Consider the following 18,234-nt stretch of genomic DNA (forward strand, 5'->3'; position numbering starts at 1 on the left):
GTACGTGGCTAACATTCGACCATGGTTGAATCCTCTTCGTTCGTGCCACCCAAGCTCTCCGTGCAGCCAGACGTTCGCGTTCTCGGCGCCCGCGAACACAACCTGCAGGACGTCGACCTCACGGTGCCGCGCGATGCAACGGTCGTCTTCACCGGCGTGTCCGGCTCGGGAAAGTCCTCGCTGGCGTTCGGGACGCTGTACGCCGAGTCGCAGCGACGCTATCTGGAATCGATCGCACCGTACGCCCGGCGCCTGATCGATCAGGCGGGAGTGCCCGATGTCGACTCGATCACGGGGATGCCGCCGGCGGTCGCCCTGCAGCAGCAGCGCGGTGCCGGCAACGCCCGATCGACCGTGGGCAGCATCACCACGTTGTCGAGCTTGATACGAATGCTGTACTCGAGGGTCGGGGACTACCCGGATGGGCAGCCGATGTTGTATGCGGAGGACTTCTCCGCGAACACGGTCCAAGGGGCCTGCCCGGAATGCCACGGCATCGGCCGCGTGTACACGGTGAACGAGCAGCAGATGGTCCCTGACCCATCGCTCACCATCCGCGAACGCGCCATCGCTTCCTGGCCGACCGCGTGGCACGGCCATCAGCTGCGCGACGTGCTGGTTGCGCTCGGTTACGACGTCGATGTGCCGTGGCGGGACCTGCCGAAGAAAGACCGGGACTGGATCCTGTATACCGATGAGACCCCCTTCGTTCCGGTCCACTCCCGGCTCACACTCTCTGAGTCCAAAGCTGCGATCGAAGCAGGCGTGGAGCCGAGCTACTCGGGCACATTCGTCGGGGCTCGCCGGTACATTCTGGACACGTTCGCGAACACGAAGAGCGCCTCTATGAAACGGCGCGTCGCGCAGTTCCTCACCGCTGCGATCTGCCCGGCCTGCGATGGCAAGCGGCTGAAGCCCGAGGCGCTGTCGGTCACGTTCGAAGGATTCGACATCGCCGAATTCTCCCAACTGCCGCTCCGGGAACTTGCCACGATCCTCTCGGGAGTCGTCGCACGCTTAGAGGACCACGAGGCCGCCTCTTCCGACGCTGCCTCTCCGCGTGCCGTGGAGGAAGAGCAGGTCGCTGCTGGCAAGGCTCCCATTGCCCCCTCGCCCGATGTGCGACCCACCGCAAGCCGAGCGCCAGAGAAGCGTGCTGCTGCGGTCCAGCTCGCTTCAGGAGTGCTGCAGCGGCTTCGTCCACTGGTCGATCTGGGACTGGGCTACTTGTCGTTGAGCCGGTCGACGCCAACGCTGTCGGGCGGCGAGCTCCAGCGACTCCGGCTCGCGACGCAACTCAGCTCTGATCTTTTCGGGGTCGTCTACGTCCTCGACGAACCATCGGCGGGGCTGCATCCGCAGGACGTGGCGGCGCTCCTCGAGATCCTGGATGGACTGAAGGGGCGAGGGAACAGCCTGTTCATCGTCGAACACTCCGTGGCTGTGATGCGGCATGCGGACTGGCTGGTCGACATCGGCCCCGGCGCCGGTGAACACGGTGGCCGCGTGCTCTACAGCGGTGCGCCCGACGGGCTCGCCGACATCAAGGAGTCCGTGACACGCGGATACCTCTTCGGCGGCCGCGGTCTTCCTCTTCGCACCCCCCGCGAGGCACGCAGTTGGCTGCGCCTGGAGAACGTGACGCGGAACAACCTGCACGACCTCACGGTCGATATCCCTCTGGGTGTCTTCACTGCGGTCACGGGCGTGTCCGGGTCCGGCAAGTCGAGCTTGGTCAGCCAGGCGCTTCCGTCGCTGCTTGGCGACCGCCTTGGCCGGGCCGTCCGGGCCGATGACGAGCCGGTCAGCGACGAGTCCCTCCTCGCGGATGCGCCGGAGCGTCTCGATGGGCGCGTCGCCGGGCCCGTCACCGGTGTACAGCGGCTCGTCACCATCGACCAGCGGCCCATCGGCCGGACCCCGCGGTCGAACGTCGCCACCTACACCGGGCTGTTCGATCACGTACGTCGTCGATTTGCAGACACCCCGGAAGCTCGTTCCCGCGGGTACAAGCCTGGCCGATTCTCCTTCAATGTCGCCGACGGGCGCTGCCCGACCTGCGAGGGCGAGGGATCGGTGATGGTCGAGCTCCTCTTCCTGCCTTCCGTGTACACCGAATGTCCCGACTGCCACGGCACCCGATACAAGGCATCAACGCTCGAGGTCACGTGGCGGGGGCGCTCGATCGCTGACGTGTTGTCGATGAGCGTCGAGGAGGCGAACGTGTTCTTCGTTGGCGATGAGGAGATCACTCGATCGCTGGCTGCTTTGTCAGATGTGGGGCTCGATTACCTCCGGTTGGGTCAACCGGCAACCGAGCTCTCCGGGGGTGAGGCGCAGCGTGTCAAGCTCGCGACCGAGTTGCAGCGTGCGCAGCGCGGAGACACGCTGTACGTCTTGGACGAGCCGACATCCGGGCTCCACTGCGCCGACACGGATCGTCTGGTTGCGCACCTGCAGACGCTGGTCGATGCAGGCAACACGGTCGTCGCCGCGGAGCTGGACATGCGCGTTATCGCGGTGGCCGATCACGTGATCGATCTTGGACCCGGCGCGGGCGACGCCGGCGGGACCGTGGTTGCAGCTGGTACGCCCGCTCACGTCGCGGATAAGGGCGTCGGTGCTTCCGCGGGCTACCTCGCTGCCGCACTGCAGGCAGCGACCAACGTGACCCCATAGTGACGAGCGTGCCGCTGTGCGATATGAGAATCGGACAGCGGCACGCTCGACGAGGTCGTGGTCTCAGGCGGGGAGCTTCGAGGCCAGGACGTCCAACTTCTCAATCGTCGGCTCGCTGAACAGTTTGCCGGTCTGCTCGCCGAGAGCGGTCGCAACCGCGCCAGACAGGTGCGCGTCGCGGCCGGCGTCATCGGGGAACACGTCGAAGATCCCGAAGGAGGACGGGCCCAGACGGATCGCGAACCACGCGACGGTGGCAGGTTCCTCCTCGACGAGCCCTCGCCCGATGCCGAGGAATTCCTGGACCTCGTCTTCCTTGCCGGGCAGGGCCTCCAGCCTACAAGCAGTCCCTTCGTCACGCTCATCACATCACCTCTTCCTGGGTCGAATTGCCCGCTAATAGGGCGAGTTGTCCCAGGGCCGGCTGGCTCTGGGGGCAGGTCCCGCCACGCGATCCCGGCCCGGTACCGGTAGATGATCCCCTCCACCAGCGTGCGGTGATCACGAAACGTCTACCTCGCTTACCATCCGGGGCCGGCATGAACGGCTCGACCAGTTCCCAGTCGCCATCCGAAAGCACCCTCATCCGCGACATGCTGTCCAGAATCGCGGGTCACCCCCCACGCGATTGGGAGACACGCCCTAGCTCTGGGCCTCGCCGAGGCGCGCTTCGGGCGTGAGCTCGGCGCGGAGACCGCCGCCGGTCGCAGCCCGGGCAAGAGCGCGACCCAGCGCAGGTGCCTGCTTGAACAAATTGTGACCGGCCACAAAAAGGACAGAGCCTGCCTCCCACACGGCCACGCCGTCCTCACTCCACGGGAGTTCGGTCACCCAGCAGTGAAGGAAGTCGCGCGGCTCTGGGTGGAGACCGGGCAGCGCCCGTGTCACGTATTCGCGTGCGCGTTCGTCCAGCGATCGAATCGCCGCCGGGTCGATGAAAGTTCCGTCGTCGCGGACGCCGACGGTGTCGCTGAGTCCGACCGAATAGTTGCTGTTGCCCGGTAGCGGCGTCGCGTAGACGCCGACTTCGCCGAAGACGCCGCTGCTGTCCTGCAGGCACGCGACTCGTGCCGGGGCGGCGGCTTTCACGTCGAAGGTCAGCCTGACGTGTGCGGCAAGGCGAACCGGCAGCGACAGGCCGACGCTGCGTGCCAGGCGGGCGGTTTCGCGGCCGGCGCACACGACCACCTTGGAGTAGACAGCCCGGTCGGTGACGCTGCGCACCTCGACCGTCCCGTCGGCGCGGGGATCGATGGAGATGACCTCACCGGTGGTGACCGCATCTGCGAGGGCACCCGTGAGTGCCGTGATCGCGGCGCGGGTGCGGATCGCGCCGCCCGACTCGTCGAGCACCGCTGGCCCCGAGTACCCAGCGAGCAGCGGCATCCGCTGGGCGACCTCGGCCGCGTCGATCTCGTGCGCTTCCACGCCGCCGACCTGGTCGAGCACCCGCAGCCGCGCCAGGGCGCTGTCTCCGATCGCCAGGACACCGTCTGATGAGACGAGCTCGACGTCGAAGTGTTCGGCCCACTCATCCCATACGCCGCGGCTTTCGCGCGCGAAAGCGACGAGTCGCGGGTCGTCGTGGGCATGCCGGAAGATCCGCGACTCGCCTGCGGACTGACCCGTCCCGGGCAGACCAGCCTCATACAAGCGCACCCGCACGCCCTGCTCCCGCAGCGCGTACGCCGTCGACAGACCGACGATCCCGCCCCCGATCACTGCTATCTCGGGTGAACGCGTCGTGGAAACGCCGTCGTCAGTTCCTGTCATCGCGGTTCCTCGATCTGTTGGTGATTAGCGATAGGCCGCAAGAGAAGGGGCCGCTGCCACGACGTCAGCGGGCTGTGTAAGCCCGAAGTCACCGCGCGCAGCGACCCCTCCTTTCTGGGCCAGTACTCCCGGTCTGTGGTGTCAGGCGGGGAGTTTGGAGCCCAGGACGTCCAACTTCTCGATCGTCGGTTCGGAGAACAACGTGCCGGTCTGCTCGCCGAGAGCGGTCGCAACCGCGCCAGACAGGTGCGCGTCGCGGCCGGCGTCATCGGGGAACACGTCGAAGATCCCGAAGGAGGACGGGCCCAGACGGATCGCGAACCACGCGACGGTGGCCGGTTCCTCCTCGACGAGCCCTCGCCCGATACCGAGGAATTCCTGGACCTCGTCTTCCTTGCCGGGCAGGGCCTCCAACCTGACAAGCAGTCCCTTCGTCACGCTCATGACATCACCTCTTCCTGGATCGAATTGCCCGCAAATTTCGCCACGACCGTATCGCAGAACGCGGACAGGTCATCGGGCGAGCGGCTGGTGATCAGGTTCCCGTCCACCACGACGTCCTGGTCGACGACGTGCGCACCGGCATTGCGCAGGTCCGTGCGGATGCTCGGGAAAGACGTCAAGGTGCGACCTCCGACCACACCGGCCTCGATCAGCGTCCACGGCCCGTGACAGATCGCCGCAACGGGCTTGCCGCTTTGGACGAACTCGCGGACGAAGGAGACGGCGTCGGGGTCAACCCGGAGTTGGTCGGGGTTCACCGTACCCCCTGGGAGAAGCAGAGCGTCATAGTCCGTGACAGAGGCGTGCGCGACCAACCCATCAACGGTGAACGTGCCTGCTGCATCCAGATCGTTCTCACGCGCCTGAATCTCACCGTCATGGATCGACAGGACCTCGGTCTGTGCCCCAGCTCGCTCCAGTGCCTCGCGGGGCTTCTCGAGCTCGACTCGCTCAACCCCGTCGGCGGCGAGGATGGCAACTCTCCTGCCCTGTAGCATCTCGGTCATATCAGCTCGCCTTCTTCTCGGTCGACATCCCGGGCTTGATGAGGACCTTGGTCCAACCCTTGGACCGGGCGTCGAAGTTCTTGTAGGCATCGGCGGCTTGGTCCAGCGAGATCTCGTGGGAGACGATCCATGAGGGGGTCGCCTTGCCGGCGGCGATCAAGTCCCGCAGCTGGCGGTTGTACCGCTTGACGGGGGCCTGACCGCTACCCATGGTCTGCCCCTTGAACCAGTGCGTGCCGAAATCGATGGCCGCCTTTCCCTGCCTGGCAAGGTCATCCTTGCCTCCAGGGTCCTGGGGGACGAACACGCCGACGGTGCCGATCCCTCCGGTGAAGCGGACCGAGTTAATGAGCATGTTCAGCGTAGCGGCGGTGTCCTCGTTGCCTTGTGGATCGTGGGCCTGGTAGCCCACGCATTCGCAGCCACGGTCAGCTCCGAGCCCCATCGTCTCGTCGAGAACAGCTTGCACGGGGTCGACCTTGGAATCGTCGATGGCAATCGCACCGATCTGCTCGGCCAGCGCGAGCCGGTCAGGGTGGCGATCGACCACCATCACCTTTGCCGCGCCCTTGATCATCGCGGACAGGGCGGCCATCAATCCGACCGGACCCGCCCCCGCAATCACCACGCTGTCGCCGGGTACTACGCCGGCCATCTCGGTGGCGTGGTAGCCGGTGGGGAAGATGTCAGAGAGCATGACGTAGTCGTTCTCCCTCTCCTCCGCATCCTCGCCCAGGCGCAGCGCGTTGTGGTCACCGAAAGGCACACGGAGCAGTTCCGCTTGGCCACCGCCATAGGGACCCATGTCGGCGAACCCATAGGCCGCACCGGCGAACGATGGTTCGGGCTGGGTGGTGAGACAGTAGTTGGTCAGGCCGCGTTCGCAGTTCTTACAGAATCCGCACGAGATGTTGAACGGGAGCACAACCCGGTCTCCGACCCTGACCTTCTCCACGCCACTACCGACCTCGATGACCTCCCCCATGTTCTCGTGACCGAACGTCCGGCCTACTTCGAAAGAGGTCCGCCCCTCGTACATGTGGAGGTCCGAGCCGCAGATGTTCGTCGTCGTTACCCTGACCAGCACATCGGTGGGTCGCTCGATCTTCGCGTCCGGGACATCCTTCGTGCTGACCTGACGGGGTCCCTCGTACACTACTGCTTTCATGTCCACTCCGATCAAATGGTGTTGCTCGAGAACCTACTGGCCTCGATAGCCTGCTGGTAGGGCCTTGACAACGCCAGCCCTTCGCGAGACATCGAACGCCCGCCGAAACACGTTCTGATGTGCGTTTTCGGCGCGATCCGTGGCCTCTATCGCGAGTGCACCGTAAACGATCGTTTACGGCGGACGCCCGTCCGCCGCTTGTGCCTCGCTAGGCTCTGCTCATGAGCGCGAAAGCGGAGCAGATGGACGCCAACGTTCACGGTCGTGCTGTTTCGACAACGGCGACTAGCGCGGTGCTGCTTGGGTGCATCATCGCAACGATTCACCTCGTTCTTGGCGGGACCACGTATCTCGCGCTTTCAACCGTCGATCTTTTCGTGGCTTGGCCGTACTTCCTCGCACTCGCCCTTGTCGTCGCCGGACTCGTCATTCACGCAGCCGCACCGGTCAGCGGCAGGCCACACGTCGTCATTACGGTCGGGTCCGGCATCATCGCAGCACTCGCTCTTCCAGTCGCCTGGTTCTATTTCGGCTGGGCCGGAATCGGACTCGAGAACGACGCCGACCAGCAGGTCGTAGCTCTCATGGGAGTCTTCAGCGCATCCGTGCTCCCCGTGTTGGCGGCCTTCGTCGGTGGCGTGTTCTCCTGGCGCAACCTGACCCAGCCCGCACGATTCCGGGTGCGCGGCATGGTGATGATCGCCGTCACCTCGATCGCACTCGCCACCGCATGCATCATCTTCGCGCGCCTGTCATACCCCGTGCCAGATTGGGCCCAGTAACGGGATCCTTCGCGCAAGTTCGCCGCACGTAGTCACACGTGGTACTCGCGTCGCGCCGTTCCGCGGCCGGCCCGTCCTCCTTAGCGACGATCAGGGCTCCACGCACAAGAATCGTTCGACACCGCCGAGGACGACCCAGTGTCAGGAGAAGAGCTGGCGAAGCGCGTCGAGGTCGCCGGAGTCGACCACCTTCTGGACCACGCCGATGGTCTCCTGGTTCACGAACATGCCCTTGAGCGTGTCGCTCCAAATCGCCCGCACGGTGTCCACGTCACCGGCGTCAACTGCCCTGTCGGCGGACTCGATGGCCTGCTGATACGGAATCTGCTGGAACCCGGCAGGCGCGTCGTCAGGGCTGTAGTACGGCACCCAGGGAAGGTCGGGGTCGGGGGTGAGCCAGAGGATCTGCCCGGGCTGGATCACACGCACGTGGTTCATCTCGCCGAGGGTAGGCCACGCGCAGAGCCGTTCAGCGATCACAGCCTCGACGTCACCAGGTTCAACGGTATAGGTCACGGGAGTGCCGTCCTCATCGACTGTCACCTCGCCCCGCGCGAACTCACGTGCGCCTAGATCCCGGAGTATCCCCTGCCGCTCCCAATACAAACCACCGCCGTCGCCGTAGACCTCAGACGCGCGGGTGCAGGTTTCCGGCTCGGTCGATTCCGGCGTTGGCGTACTCTCGGTCACCGGCCTGATGTCAGCCGTGGGAGCGGGGGCTTCAGACGTCTGAACTGACGCTGGTGCTGTGGTGGTGCACCCGGCCAGCGCGGCAGCTGTCAAGGTGAGTACGGCGAGTACAGGGGCGAGCTTGCGTGTGCCGGACATGAAGCCATACTGACAGACCGATTCCACCTTCAGGACATCAGCCAGGCGCACAAGCGATGAGCGCTGCGCGCGTCCACAGCGGGCAGCTGACGCCCAGCCGAAAGCCTCCGCCGATTGGCGGTTCTGAAGGACGTTAACGGCGACCGTTCCGGCCAGTTTCGCGGTCTCGCGCCAGAAACGATCGTTTTCGGCAGGCGTCCTCTTAGTTCGGTGAAGCTCGCTCAGGGCTTCTGGGCTCCCGCTTTCTCCGCTGCGAGATGCATCGTTCCGATGCGGGTCTACTTCGAGTGGACAGGCGACAAGACCCCGGAGACGCCACACTTCCTGCACGGCGACGGTCTGCTCTCGGCCGCGGGCCTGACCTGGTCAATGGAGCTGCCGAACGGTGAGAAGTCGCGCTGCTTCGTCGTCATCACCCGCGAGGCGCGCGATGCCAGCGGCGAGGTGCACGACCGGATGCCCGCGTTCCTAACGCCCGACTCCTGGGATGCGTGGCTCACGCCCGAGAAGCTCACCGGCGACCGGAAGGCTGAGACCCTGGCGATGCTCGAGCACACCTCGAGCGCCGTCGCGTCTACCATCCGTGAGCACATCGTCGATCGCAAGGTCAGCAACTCTCGGACCGTCGACCCGACCGACCCCACGCTGCTGGAACCCGTCGCCTGAAAGGAGCACCTGTGACCCAACCAGATGACTCGGGCCGTCTCGAGCGCCTGCAGCAGATCCGCTCAGGCATGGAGGCCCTGCACGCCGACGCACTCGCCGAGCGTGACGGGAAGACGTTCACAACCGAGGAGACCGTCGCATTGGTGCTTCGACCAGCCCAACGCTGAGAGGCGTGAGTAGCTTTCCCGTGGCATGAAAGTAGCGTTATCCGAGTGCACCTCGAAATCACCGCCACTCCGCGAGAGACCCTCGTGTGGGCGCAGACCGTGCAGGCTGCTCAGGAGCTGCGCCAGGGTCTCGCTGACGACGGCTACCCTGTGCTCGACGCTGACCCGTTTGAGCTGAACAGCGCCGGACTCATCCCCGAGGGTGAGCACCTCGAGTTCGACCCGGCTCGGATCTTCAACGTCTCGATCGGGCCGGACGCGAATGCGACGCTGCACGTGCTGACCGACTCCGGTCACACGCTCGTCTGGCACCGGTGGCAAACGAGGCTCGCCCGCAAGGTCTGGGGCGTCCCGGTCGCGATCCCGCGGCGCGGCCGGCCTCGCGTCAGCGGCGTCGAGAGGGCCACGCACTTCGGCACGGCGGTGCGCAGCCACTTCGGCCTCGGCCTGAGGATCTCTCGTGACACCTACGCCACGATCAACAATCGCTCGTCGCTCCCGCGGTGGCACCGAGAAGACAACCCTGAGCTGTGGGACTCCCTCGACTGGTCGTACGAAGACGCCGAGCACCTCTTTCACTCCGACGAATGGTGCGAAGAGCATCGGGAGAGAGCATTGCAGAACTTCGACTTGAACATGGCACACTTCGCCTCCCTCGATCGCGACGAGTTCGAGAGCGCCCTGAAGTCTGTCGTTGCCAGCCAGCCCGGCATGGTCGAAGTCACCGATCTCACCAAGTGGGACGGCGTGCCCGGGCTCTACATCATGGTGCTCGACGAGTTCGCGCAGGTGTACGTCGGGGTGGCTGGGGCATCTAGCGGCATCGCGAAGCGCATCCGACAGCACTGGACCAACCAGAAACAGTTCGATCGCCTCATCTGGGGCAGCGTCGACACATCGATCCTCTCGATCGACAGCTTTCGGGCCCTGGATACTACCCGCATCTTCGCGCTCAAGACCGAGCGCTCGTTCGACGGCGAGAACCCACTCCTCGAGCAGTTCCCGAGGAAGTTCACGCTGAACCGCGTCATGGGTGGCAACGACGTCGTTCACCTTGCCGGCTTCCTCGGAGTCGGCGCCGTCATGCGCACCCGTGAGTTTGAAGTCCCCGTCGACGACTCGTCGAGCTCGTGACCCGCGAGGTTCACGCCCTCCGCCCCGACGCGGCCGCCTGGTACAGCGGGATCCTCGATGAGGTCACTGCGGTGCTGCCGTCGTCGCTGGACCGCGCCCGCCAGTTCCTCGAACCCATCGCTGGCGAAGTCTGGATGGGCACGCTCACGCTCCACGGCCCAGCCACCGCGGGCAGTGAGGTCCGCAGCTCTCGCCGCGTCTCCGATCGGACGCGCGCCGAAGTGTTCCTCCGGGACGGTTTCGTCTGCACGTACTGCGGCGGCCGGACGATCCCCCGCTGCATCCTCGCCGCGATCAGCGACGTGTTCCCCGACGGCTTCCCGTACTACGCCCACTACCGCCGCGGTACCGTGCACCCCGCCTACTGGGCGCTCGCGCCCGAAGCCGACCACGTCCTCGCTCACGCCGGCGGCGGGTCCAGCGACCCGGAGAACCTCACGACCCTTCACGCAATGTGCAACACCCGGAAGTCGAGCCTCGACGCAGCCTCTCTTTCTGTCGCCGCCGCTCCCGCTCACGACAGCGAGTGGGACGGTCTGCTCTCTCGATACGCAAGGATCGTCGCCGCCGGGGAGAACACCGGTCGCCGACATGCGGCGCCCGGCTACCACCCGAGCTGGTTGAGGAGGTTCGAGAGGTCGCTGCTGCCTGTGGAGGATATATCGAACGCGCGACCGTAGATCACTCGATCGCGGCCTCCGACGAGGAGAAGACCCGCATCCGGCCCGAACTGGACCTCCTGTTCGACGAGCTCGGACTCGACGATGACTCAGCCATCGACCTGCCCTATGTCACCCGCGCGTTTCGGACCGTCCCCGACTGACGGAGCATCGACCGCCGAGTCGCGACCGGTGACGTGCTGGTAACGATCGATCGTCGCGGTCGCTTCGGCGCCCAGGACGCTGTCCCAGAGCCACTACCCTGAGAATCGCTGACGCGTCGTCAGCGTTCACACTCACTCCTGGGGGAAGCGCACATGCGCCTGTCGAAGAAGAACTCTGCCGTCCTCGCACTGGGGGTCGCGGCACTCTTGTTGAGCGGATGCTCGGCGCCCGCGGCATCCGAGCCCAAGCCCGAAACCACGACCGCCGTGTCCTCCGACGCGACGGAAGAGGCTGAGACGACGTCAGGAGCCTCATTCTCGGACAACGTCCTCACGCTGCCCGAGTACACGATCAAGATCACGGACACGAAGATGATCGCCGTCGGCCAGCCCGGTAACGAGTACGGCGAGAAGCCCGTCATCGCCTTCTGGTACGAGGTCACCAACACCTCGGACCAGCCCACCGACCCGTCGACTGCATGGATCGGCACGTTCACTGCGATCCAGGACAACGACCCGAACGCGGTCAACGAACTGAACGTCGGCATGCTCCCCGACCAGCAGTTCCTGGACTCTCAGATCCAGGACATCAAGAAGGGCGGCACCGTCGCCAACGCCGTCGCGTACGAGCTGGATGACGAGACCACCCCCGTGGAGCTCGTGGCTTCGAACGACTTCGGCATGACAGAGATCGGAAGCGCGACGTTTACGCTGCAGTGACGTACTGAGCATGAAGGAAGCGGCCCCTGCGACTTTGCCGGGGCCGTTTCTGTCGGAGCCTCCGGCCGCTGGACACATCGCGATCGCCGATGTCGTGCGGCCTTCTGATCGATAGTCTCAGTCGCATGTCCTTGACGCTCGGAACGATCCTCGACTCGGAGTCGCTGTCCATCCAGGACGTGCTGGTCATCAGGCACGCCTACAACGCTGAGCCGACGTCGAGCCGTCTCGCCGGCATTCATGCAGACTCGACAGACGACGAGATCCTCGCGTACACGCGCCGCCAGTCGGCGAAGTCGCAGATCTTCCCCGCGACGCCTCCGCGATTCTGGGTCGTGCTCATGCCCGAAGGCGGCGATCGTGGCCGCCTCTGGCGCGTCGTGGAGAACCGTGGGGAACTGTCCAACGACGGCGAGCTCCGTGAGTTCGACCTCGTCGACACTGACTACATGCAAGATCTGCTCAACCGGCTCGTCATTCGGTGGAAGGCAGGACGGGTGTGGCGAGTCTTCGGCCCGACTGCCGCGACGTATCCGGTGCTCGAGCTCGCCGACGCCCAGCCTCCGCGCTTCCCGGGATTCGACCAGCTGGTCGTCTCGTATGACGTGCTGAAGGCGGTCGTGAAGGAGCGCCCATATGCCTCCTGGCAGACCGCGCTTTCGTCGGTCGTCGGGATCTATCTGATACCGACACCCGCGACGGTCGCCACTACGTGGGTAAGGCAGACGGCGCCGAGAACATCCTGCAGCGATGGCGCACCTACGCCACCAATGGGCACGGCGGCAACGTCGCGCTGAAGGAGCGAAATCCGTCGACCTTCCGATACTCACTACTTCGGGTCTTCGACCCCTCGACGCCACTCCGGGATATTAACGCCGCTGAGAGTCACTTCAAGCGAGCGTTGGACAGCATTACCCACGGGCTCAACCGCGGCTGAGCACAGGCAGGTCCACACGCCACAGGCCGTTACCGCGGTCGCTCGGGCGCTTCGAACGCCCGCCCGCAGCTACCGCGGCTTCTTCCTCGGAGACGAAACCGCTAACGGATCCCAGCCCGATCTGAATCTCAGGCTTTCCGTCGAGGCGCTGAGCGATGATCAGGTCTTTGCGCACCTTGATCCCGGGCGCGAATCCCCCGACCACGTTCTTGATCTGGTAGATCGCGGCGTGGTTCTCCATGGGCATCCTGAACTCTCGGAGAGCCGAAGAGAGGTCATCGAAGTGCTTCACCATGTCCCGACCGTATCTCACGCCGCGCTGACCACTCGTCTGGGCTTGAGGACGTGTAGGCCAGTACGAGATCTAGCGCGGGGTCATAAGCCCCGACGGGTCGCCACCCTTTATGACCCCGCACGCGACTGCCCCAGAAGCACGCGGATCCTCGCTGCTCTGCCGCGCTCGATTGCTGGGGCACTTCGTCTTATATTCCTAGCAATCGAGCGGAAGTGAGTGGTCGCCGGGGTCTCCTTCTACCCCGCAGGAATCCATAGGCCGCAGCCGTTCGTCGTGAAGCCCTCTCCAGAGTTCACCGTCACCGTGACGCCGTTGTGCGCGGCTCCGACGAAGTTGTTGTCGAGGATGTCACCGGAGCCGTCGTTGCGCTCCCAATAGCAGTCCTTCACTCCCGTCGCCGTCCGGTACGTCCCCGGCTGGATCGTCTGACCGACGATGTGATCACCGTCGTAAAAGCCACCGAGCACCATGTCCATCTTCGGAGCAAACTCCGGGCAGTACACGCGCACCGCGGCGATATCGATCTGACGTGACTCGGTCTGGTCTCCCCACAACATCGGATACACGTTGTCTGGGGTGTAGTACTCGTGCAGGTACTCGCAGTACTCGCGGCCGTCGAATGGAGGGGACATGCCGTTCCCCTCGAATGACGCCGCCATTGTCTCGTACTGATTGTCGAGCGCCTTCTCCGCCGCAGCTGCCAGCTCTGCATCGCGTTGCTCTTTCGAACCGACCAGCAGGATTGCGATGTCCACAGAGGTCGCCGCGTCCTTCAACTCCTCGGTCGTCGGCTCCGACGAGTCGAGCAATTTGGTGAGGGCGTCGATCTCCGTCCGAAGCTCTTCCCGCTTCGCAGCGTCGCCGTAGGGTTCTGACTCGACGTAGCGAAACTCGCCCGCTTCCAACGCGGTCTGCGCCTCCTCGAGTGCGTCTGCATGGTCCTGTTCCGCCTGGACGCGCTCAGCCTCGGCTTGCGCATCGGCTGCAGCCTGGGCCTCGGCGCGAGCATTCGCATCCGCTACAACGACACCCGTCGTGATGCCCGCCGCAACAAGAACCACCACGGCGACAGCCGCGATGATCAGATTCCGCTTACGGTGACCAGCCGACAGTGCCGCCGGAGACTCGGATTGCTCGTTCATGAGCCGAATCCTATCGACCCGACTCGTCCTACGATGATTAGCGGCTGCGCGCTACAAGCGACAGGGCGACATTGCGCGTTCCTCACCGCCTAATCGAAGAGCGGGCACACCCACCCGGTCTGCACCGCTCTTTGGTGTGCGTCAGGTGGTATGCGCTCGGCGGCGGGCGCGCAGGAGCAGGATTCCTGCAACGATCACGCTGCCCCCGATCAGGCCCAGCGCAAAGAGCGGTGCGCCACCGGTCGCGGCGAGCTCTACAGCGCCGCCCTGGATCGCCCGGTTGCTGGGCAGGCGGCTTCCGACTCCAGAAACGTCACTACGGGAGCAGTCGCCCCTGGCGATCGCTGAAGGAGATCAAGCGCGCCCTGACGGCTGGCGAGATCACGTGAAGCCCGCCGTCGCCCTCGCTTAGTTGCACCTCAGGGTCGATAGCTCCGTGCTCGCAGCTCCGGCTTCCGAGATCAGCATCTCGAACCTGCCATAGTCACCAGCCTTAAGAGCGGGGAGCGTGGCGTTCGTCATACCGATGACGACGCCACCTCCGTCCAGCACCCTCGCCTCGATGTAGGCGCCATTCGGGCAGTCCTGGATCGCGAACGCCTCCACGACACGGCATCCGACGCTCGAGATAGAGCACACGGTACCGTCCGGGGCCTCGCGAATTGCGAGTTCATTCTCAATGTTCTGGTACCCCTCGGGGGCGTCGAGCAACGACGGCTTCGTCGTTGCTGAGCATCCACTCAGGAGGAGGGTAGCGAGGACAGCGACGGCGGCGAGCGACTTCATGTTCACGGTCGAAGCGTATCGGTCCGGTTGCTGCCCGAATCTACTTTGCAGACGATCGACCCCTCGCGATCCCGCTCGAGCACTGCTCAGACGCCGATCAGCAACTCAGCCCCACCTCACTTCAATGTCTGGCCCACTGGGCACGATAAGACCCCTTATCCGGGCTATCGGCGTAAGTGACGAGGGTTCAGGTGGAAGGGTTTCACCGGCGCGCGCGTCGGTCCTGCCCCCGGACACTGCGGGACTTGCGCTGCTTTCAGCTGGGGGGCGCGAGAGCATCGCCGGCGCGATCAAGCGCGCCTCGGAACGTCATAGTCATCGACGCTGGCGGCATGCGCTCCCGGAGGTCCCCTAGCGAGAGCAGCCCATCAATGTCGAGAAACGTCGTCGCGCCGAAGGACGAGACCTGCGTTGTGCCCCGCTTCGTCGATGCGCTTCGCGAGGCAGACCTGTACGAATCGCACCCATCCGGTTCTACTGAGCCGATCGCCGCCCCGCAGAGCACACTGCCGGGTACCGCAACAGGGAGCACCAGGTGCACCCACGCGGCCCTCGACAGCGCCATGCGCTTCACAGGTCTATCGCTGCGATGCTCTGAACTATCTAGCCACAAGGGTGATCTCCCTGCGCTCGCGGCTGTGGTGTTTCGGCACTGCTACGAGATCTGGATCGGCGAGGAGCTGACGTAATTCTGCGCCCACTGCAGCTCGCACCCACTGCGGCACCGGCCGTTCTTCTGCTTTGGGATCGGCTCTGACGGACGAGGGTGCGCTGCGCGCGAGAGCGGGTCGACGAAGCGCCGACCGCTCGTCGGCAGTCACCTCCCGTAACTATCGACGATGCCGGACTGCATCAGAGCGGCCTATATCAGGCTGTGGGGAGAGAGTGGATGCCGCCAGGGCGAGGCCGACAGCTTGCGCCCATCGCAGGCCCACTGTCAGACGACGACACGGCGACTAACAGAGACGATGTTTGGGGTATTCACGTATTCCACGCAATAACGCCGGGTGACCGGGTCGCAGGACACGCGGCCGTCACCGCCAAACAGATAGGGTGCGCGAGTGACAGACCTCGATAGTCTCCTGAGCACCCTGTATCGAGGGGCGGAGAGCCGCGGCTTGCCGGTCGTCGATGCCGCGTTTCTGCAAGAGCCGACCTTCGCCCTTCATGTCGACACGACGTCTCCCGATGAGGCGCTGGATCTCGCCCAGCGGATGCTCTCTCCCTTCGTCAGCATCACCGTCGATGTCTTCAACGCGGAAGAGTTCTTGGACGAGTTCGAAGGCGAGGTCACGCCCGAGATCGCGCGCCTCGCTCGCGAACGCAACGACCAGCCACAAGGTGTGGCACTGCGGTGGTTTGGCCTCGGCGCAACCGGCCTTTACCTCGCCGACGCAGAGTGGGCTCAAGATCTCGCGACTTTCAAAGAGAGCTGGGCGGAAGGTCAGCAGTCCGCGTGGGCGGAAGAGCGAGACGCGCGTGCAGTTCGGATCGCCTCTCTTGCCGACCGAATCGAACTCGACCCGCGATACCGCGCGGCTGGACAGAATCAACGCACCGTCATCGGACGCATTGTCATGGATGAGCTTCGCCACGCCGACGATGACGCCACGACTGTGAAGTGGGCGCTGGAGCGCGCAAGTAAGTCTGTACGTGAGAACGCGGCGACCGCCTACCTCTCCGTGTCTGAGTCGGTAGAGGTGGTTGCGAACGAGCTTCGAGATACGGATGACTGGCGGAAGTCACGTACGGCCAAAGAACGCGAGGCGACAGCTCGGGCGTTCCTCCTGGAGAGGACAGGATACGCACCCACCGCCGCCCTCGTTGAGATCGTTGCCCGCCAAGCCTACACCTGGCGTTGACGCCGACCCCGCTCAACGACAAGGCGACTGCGTTCTCGGCGCTGCGCTCGACCCGCAGTCGCGACCAGTGCGTGCTCGCAGGCGAACACGACGGACTTGAACACCACCCGCACGATTCTCGTCTACCGCGATTCCAAGCTTCGCGGCGCTGGAGCTGCCGAGCGCCTCGCTAGCTACCTAAGCCACGCCTCCGGTTCGAGTGCGAGCCTCCCGGACGGCTGCGTGAGTTTCAGTCGTCAGACTCGGGGCCGTCGTACGTCCAGTTCGCCGTACCGTCCCACTCACCCTCCACAGCTCCGAGGAGCAACGACCGCCAAGTGGTGCGGCCCGCCAAATAGCCGCGGGCTGCGCGGAGACGCCACGTTTCGGCCGAGAGTGTGAGCACGACCCCGATGGCCTCGTCCAGAGTCACGACCGATACCCCGGGCACACCGGCCTTCGAGACCAGGCGCAACAAATAGCGGTCACCCTCCTGCTTGATGCGTTCGGCGTCGGGAAGCAGCTCATCGTCGATGTCCGCGACGAGCAGATCGTGCATGAAGCGGTTGCGCTCGTCGTACGCCGCTGATGCGCTATCGATCGCCGCCCCGATCGCGGCATGAATTCTTCGATCCGCGACGGGTGCACAGGCTGACATCGTGCGGCACTGCCCGGCAAGGTTCGCCCAATTCTGGGGAGCAGCAAGGAGCGCCTCTCGCGTATCGAGCCCGCGAAGCTGCGCGTGCAGGCCCCTCAGGGCTGCATCAAGTTCAATCGACCCCTCGGCAATGCGACCTCTCACCACAGTCCATTGATCAGAGTGATCGAGGCTTTCGAGCTGGCTGAGTTCCATGCCATCAGCATCCCAGGTATGCCGCCGGTCGAGTCAGACGTACCGGAATAGCGGTTCCAATGCCCTCGCATCGTTCGTGGCGAGCTGCATTGCGAAACTGAGCTGATTGACTCTCTCCGATCGAAACAGCGTCTGAAACGGGACTGGTCGGAGCGCGAGCTGCAGCCCCTCGATGGCCGCTGCGGGTGCCAACCAAATGAGTCCACCCGCAACGAGGTTGCCGGCCCTCATCATCGATCCCGTGTCCTCGGATGGCACAATGCGAGTGCCCTCTCCCGCGGGCTTTCCTTCTCGAACACGACTGAGCCACTCGTTCGCTCGATGAACGGTGGCGTGCACCGCTACGGGATCCGTAGGAATCTCACGTGACCCTGCCGACGACCTTCCGGGGATCGCGCGGGTATCCATCACGCTCATGGAGGTGCCTTCCAAGAGCATCTCAATTCGCTCGAGCGATCCTCGCGGACAGACCTCAGCGAGAAAACCGACTAGCGAGTGGATGGTGCCCGGCATCGAACCGACGCCGCTCCCAAGCATGAGATGGCCGTCACGGCTCTTAAACCGTCGAGCGAAGTGTCGCTTCCAGTCGGACGCAGTCTGCATCGTCTAGTTCTATCGCATCACATCACG

20 protein-coding genes and 1 pseudogene are annotated in these 18,234 nt (G+C 64.7%); 9 read left to right on the top strand and 12 right to left on the bottom strand.

Translation table 11 applies throughout. The annotated features are described in order from the left end of the window. The first annotated feature begins 21 nt into the window (after positions 1-21). The gene (locus tag ACIGJI_RS15525; protein WP_363447559.1) at positions 22-2,679 is read left to right on the top strand and encodes an excinuclease ABC subunit UvrA; all 2,658 of its coding nucleotides are present in this window, start codon (positions 22-24) and stop codon (positions 2,677-2,679) included. A 63-nt stretch (positions 2,680-2,742) separates the two neighbouring features. On the opposite strand, the gene ACIGJI_RS15530 is transcribed toward ACIGJI_RS15525, so the two are convergent. From ACIGJI_RS15530 to ACIGJI_RS15555, 6 genes and pseudogenes are all read right to left on the bottom strand, one after another. Further along, positions 2,743-3,015, bottom strand: coding sequence for an antibiotic biosynthesis monooxygenase (locus tag ACIGJI_RS15530; protein ID WP_363447658.1), 273 nt, complete (start codon positions 3,013-3,015; stop codon positions 2,743-2,745). A gap of 71 nt (positions 3,016-3,086) precedes the next feature. Then, a pseudogene (locus tag ACIGJI_RS15535) lies at positions 3,087-3,274 on the bottom strand (transposase); the annotation flags it as partial. Between the two features lie 47 nt (positions 3,275-3,321). Then, a complete protein-coding gene (locus ACIGJI_RS15540) occupies positions 3,322-4,452 on the bottom strand; it encodes an FAD-dependent oxidoreductase (RefSeq protein ID WP_366244623.1) in 1,131 nt (376 codons plus the stop codon). 141 nt (positions 4,453-4,593) lie between these two features. Further along, positions 4,594-4,896 (bottom strand): putative quinol monooxygenase, encoded by a 303-nt coding sequence (locus tag ACIGJI_RS15545; RefSeq protein ID WP_061018829.1) that lies wholly within the window; start codon positions 4,894-4,896, stop codon positions 4,594-4,596. Continuing rightward, positions 4,893-5,462 (bottom strand): type 1 glutamine amidotransferase domain-containing protein, encoded by a 570-nt coding sequence (locus tag ACIGJI_RS15550; protein WP_363447564.1) that lies wholly within the window; start codon positions 5,460-5,462, stop codon positions 4,893-4,895. The genes ACIGJI_RS15545 and ACIGJI_RS15550 overlap by 4 nt, the downstream gene beginning before the upstream one ends. Position 5,463: 1 nt before the next feature. Then, positions 5,464-6,630: a glutathione-independent formaldehyde dehydrogenase gene (locus ACIGJI_RS15555; protein WP_147041051.1), complete on the bottom strand. Its 1,167-nt coding sequence runs from the start codon at positions 6,628-6,630 to the stop codon at positions 5,464-5,466. Positions 6,631-6,851: 221 nt separating this feature from the next. Between ACIGJI_RS15555 and ACIGJI_RS15560 the strand changes: the two genes are divergently transcribed. Then, complete coding sequence (locus ACIGJI_RS15560; RefSeq protein ID WP_363447566.1) at positions 6,852-7,412, top strand: hypothetical protein; 561 nt, start codon at positions 6,852-6,854, stop codon at positions 7,410-7,412. A 141-nt stretch (positions 7,413-7,553) separates the two neighbouring features. Here ACIGJI_RS15560 and ACIGJI_RS15565 read toward each other — a convergent pair whose 3' ends face one another. Then, the gene (locus ACIGJI_RS15565; protein ID WP_363447568.1) at positions 7,554-7,850 is read right to left on the bottom strand and encodes a hypothetical protein; all 297 of its coding nucleotides are present in this window, start codon (positions 7,848-7,850) and stop codon (positions 7,554-7,556) included. 600 nt (positions 7,851-8,450) lie between these two features. On the opposite strand from ACIGJI_RS15565, the gene ACIGJI_RS15570 reads away from it, so the two are divergent. The 6 genes from ACIGJI_RS15570 to ACIGJI_RS15595 all read left to right on the top strand — a co-directional run bounded on the left by ACIGJI_RS15570 (position 8,451) and on the right by ACIGJI_RS15595 (position 12,547). Beyond that, positions 8,451-8,906, top strand: coding sequence for an SOS response-associated peptidase family protein (locus ACIGJI_RS15570; protein WP_366244619.1), 456 nt, complete (start codon positions 8,451-8,453; stop codon positions 8,904-8,906). An 11-nt stretch (positions 8,907-8,917) separates the two neighbouring features. After that, positions 8,918-9,073: a hypothetical protein gene (locus ACIGJI_RS15575; RefSeq protein WP_363447572.1), complete on the top strand. Its 156-nt coding sequence runs from the start codon at positions 8,918-8,920 to the stop codon at positions 9,071-9,073. 45 nt (positions 9,074-9,118) lie between these two features. Continuing rightward, entirely contained in the window at positions 9,119-10,207 is a 1,089-nt protein-coding gene (locus ACIGJI_RS15580) for a hypothetical protein (RefSeq protein WP_363447574.1), read from the top strand. Then, a complete protein-coding gene (locus ACIGJI_RS15585; protein WP_363447576.1) occupies positions 10,204-10,887 on the top strand; it encodes an HNH endonuclease signature motif containing protein in 684 nt (227 codons plus the stop codon). The genes ACIGJI_RS15580 and ACIGJI_RS15585 overlap by 4 nt, the downstream gene beginning before the upstream one ends. Positions 10,888-11,183: 296 nt before the next feature. Further along, a complete protein-coding gene (locus tag ACIGJI_RS15590) occupies positions 11,184-11,750 on the top strand; it encodes a DUF5067 domain-containing protein (RefSeq protein WP_363447578.1) in 567 nt (188 codons plus the stop codon). 131 nt (positions 11,751-11,881) lie between these two features. Beyond that, positions 11,882-12,547, top strand: a complete 666-nt coding sequence (locus ACIGJI_RS15595; RefSeq protein WP_363447580.1) for a hypothetical protein — start codon at positions 11,882-11,884, stop codon at positions 12,545-12,547. Positions 12,548-12,673: 126 nt separating this feature from the next. On the opposite strand, the gene ACIGJI_RS15600 is transcribed toward ACIGJI_RS15595, so the two are convergent. From ACIGJI_RS15600 to ACIGJI_RS15615, 4 genes are all read right to left on the bottom strand, one after another. Beyond that, the gene (locus ACIGJI_RS15600; RefSeq protein ID WP_079113008.1) at positions 12,674-12,982 is read right to left on the bottom strand and encodes a hypothetical protein; all 309 of its coding nucleotides are present in this window, start codon (positions 12,980-12,982) and stop codon (positions 12,674-12,676) included. A gap of 236 nt (positions 12,983-13,218) precedes the next feature. Continuing rightward, positions 13,219-14,124 carry a hypothetical protein gene (locus ACIGJI_RS15605; RefSeq protein WP_363447583.1) on the bottom strand — a complete coding sequence of 302 codons (906 nt, stop codon included), beginning with the start codon at positions 14,122-14,124 and terminating at the stop codon, positions 13,219-13,221. A gap of 141 nt (positions 14,125-14,265) precedes the next feature. Next, positions 14,266-14,466: an LPXTG cell wall anchor domain-containing protein gene (locus ACIGJI_RS15610; RefSeq protein ID WP_079113994.1), complete on the bottom strand. Its 201-nt coding sequence runs from the start codon at positions 14,464-14,466 to the stop codon at positions 14,266-14,268. Positions 14,467-14,532: 66 nt separating this feature from the next. Next, positions 14,533-14,916 (bottom strand): hypothetical protein, encoded by a 384-nt coding sequence (locus ACIGJI_RS15615; protein ID WP_079113010.1) that lies wholly within the window; start codon positions 14,914-14,916, stop codon positions 14,533-14,535. Between the two features lie 1,055 nt (positions 14,917-15,971). Between ACIGJI_RS15615 and ACIGJI_RS15620 the strand changes: the two genes are divergently transcribed. Continuing rightward, positions 15,972-16,772 (top strand): hypothetical protein, encoded by an 801-nt coding sequence (locus ACIGJI_RS15620; RefSeq protein ID WP_363447585.1) that lies wholly within the window; start codon positions 15,972-15,974, stop codon positions 16,770-16,772. 229 nt (positions 16,773-17,001) lie between these two features. Here the strand turns inward: ACIGJI_RS15620 and ACIGJI_RS15625 are convergent, their stop codons facing one another. Beyond that, the gene (locus ACIGJI_RS15625; protein ID WP_363447587.1) at positions 17,002-17,604 is read right to left on the bottom strand and encodes a hypothetical protein; all 603 of its coding nucleotides are present in this window, start codon (positions 17,602-17,604) and stop codon (positions 17,002-17,004) included. Positions 17,605-18,234: the final 630 nt, after the last annotated feature.

The sequence above is a fragment of the Microbacterium sp. NPDC064978 genome (assembly GCF_044543605.1).
Lineage (GTDB): Bacteria > Actinomycetota > Actinomycetes > Actinomycetales > Microbacteriaceae > Microbacterium > Microbacterium meiriae.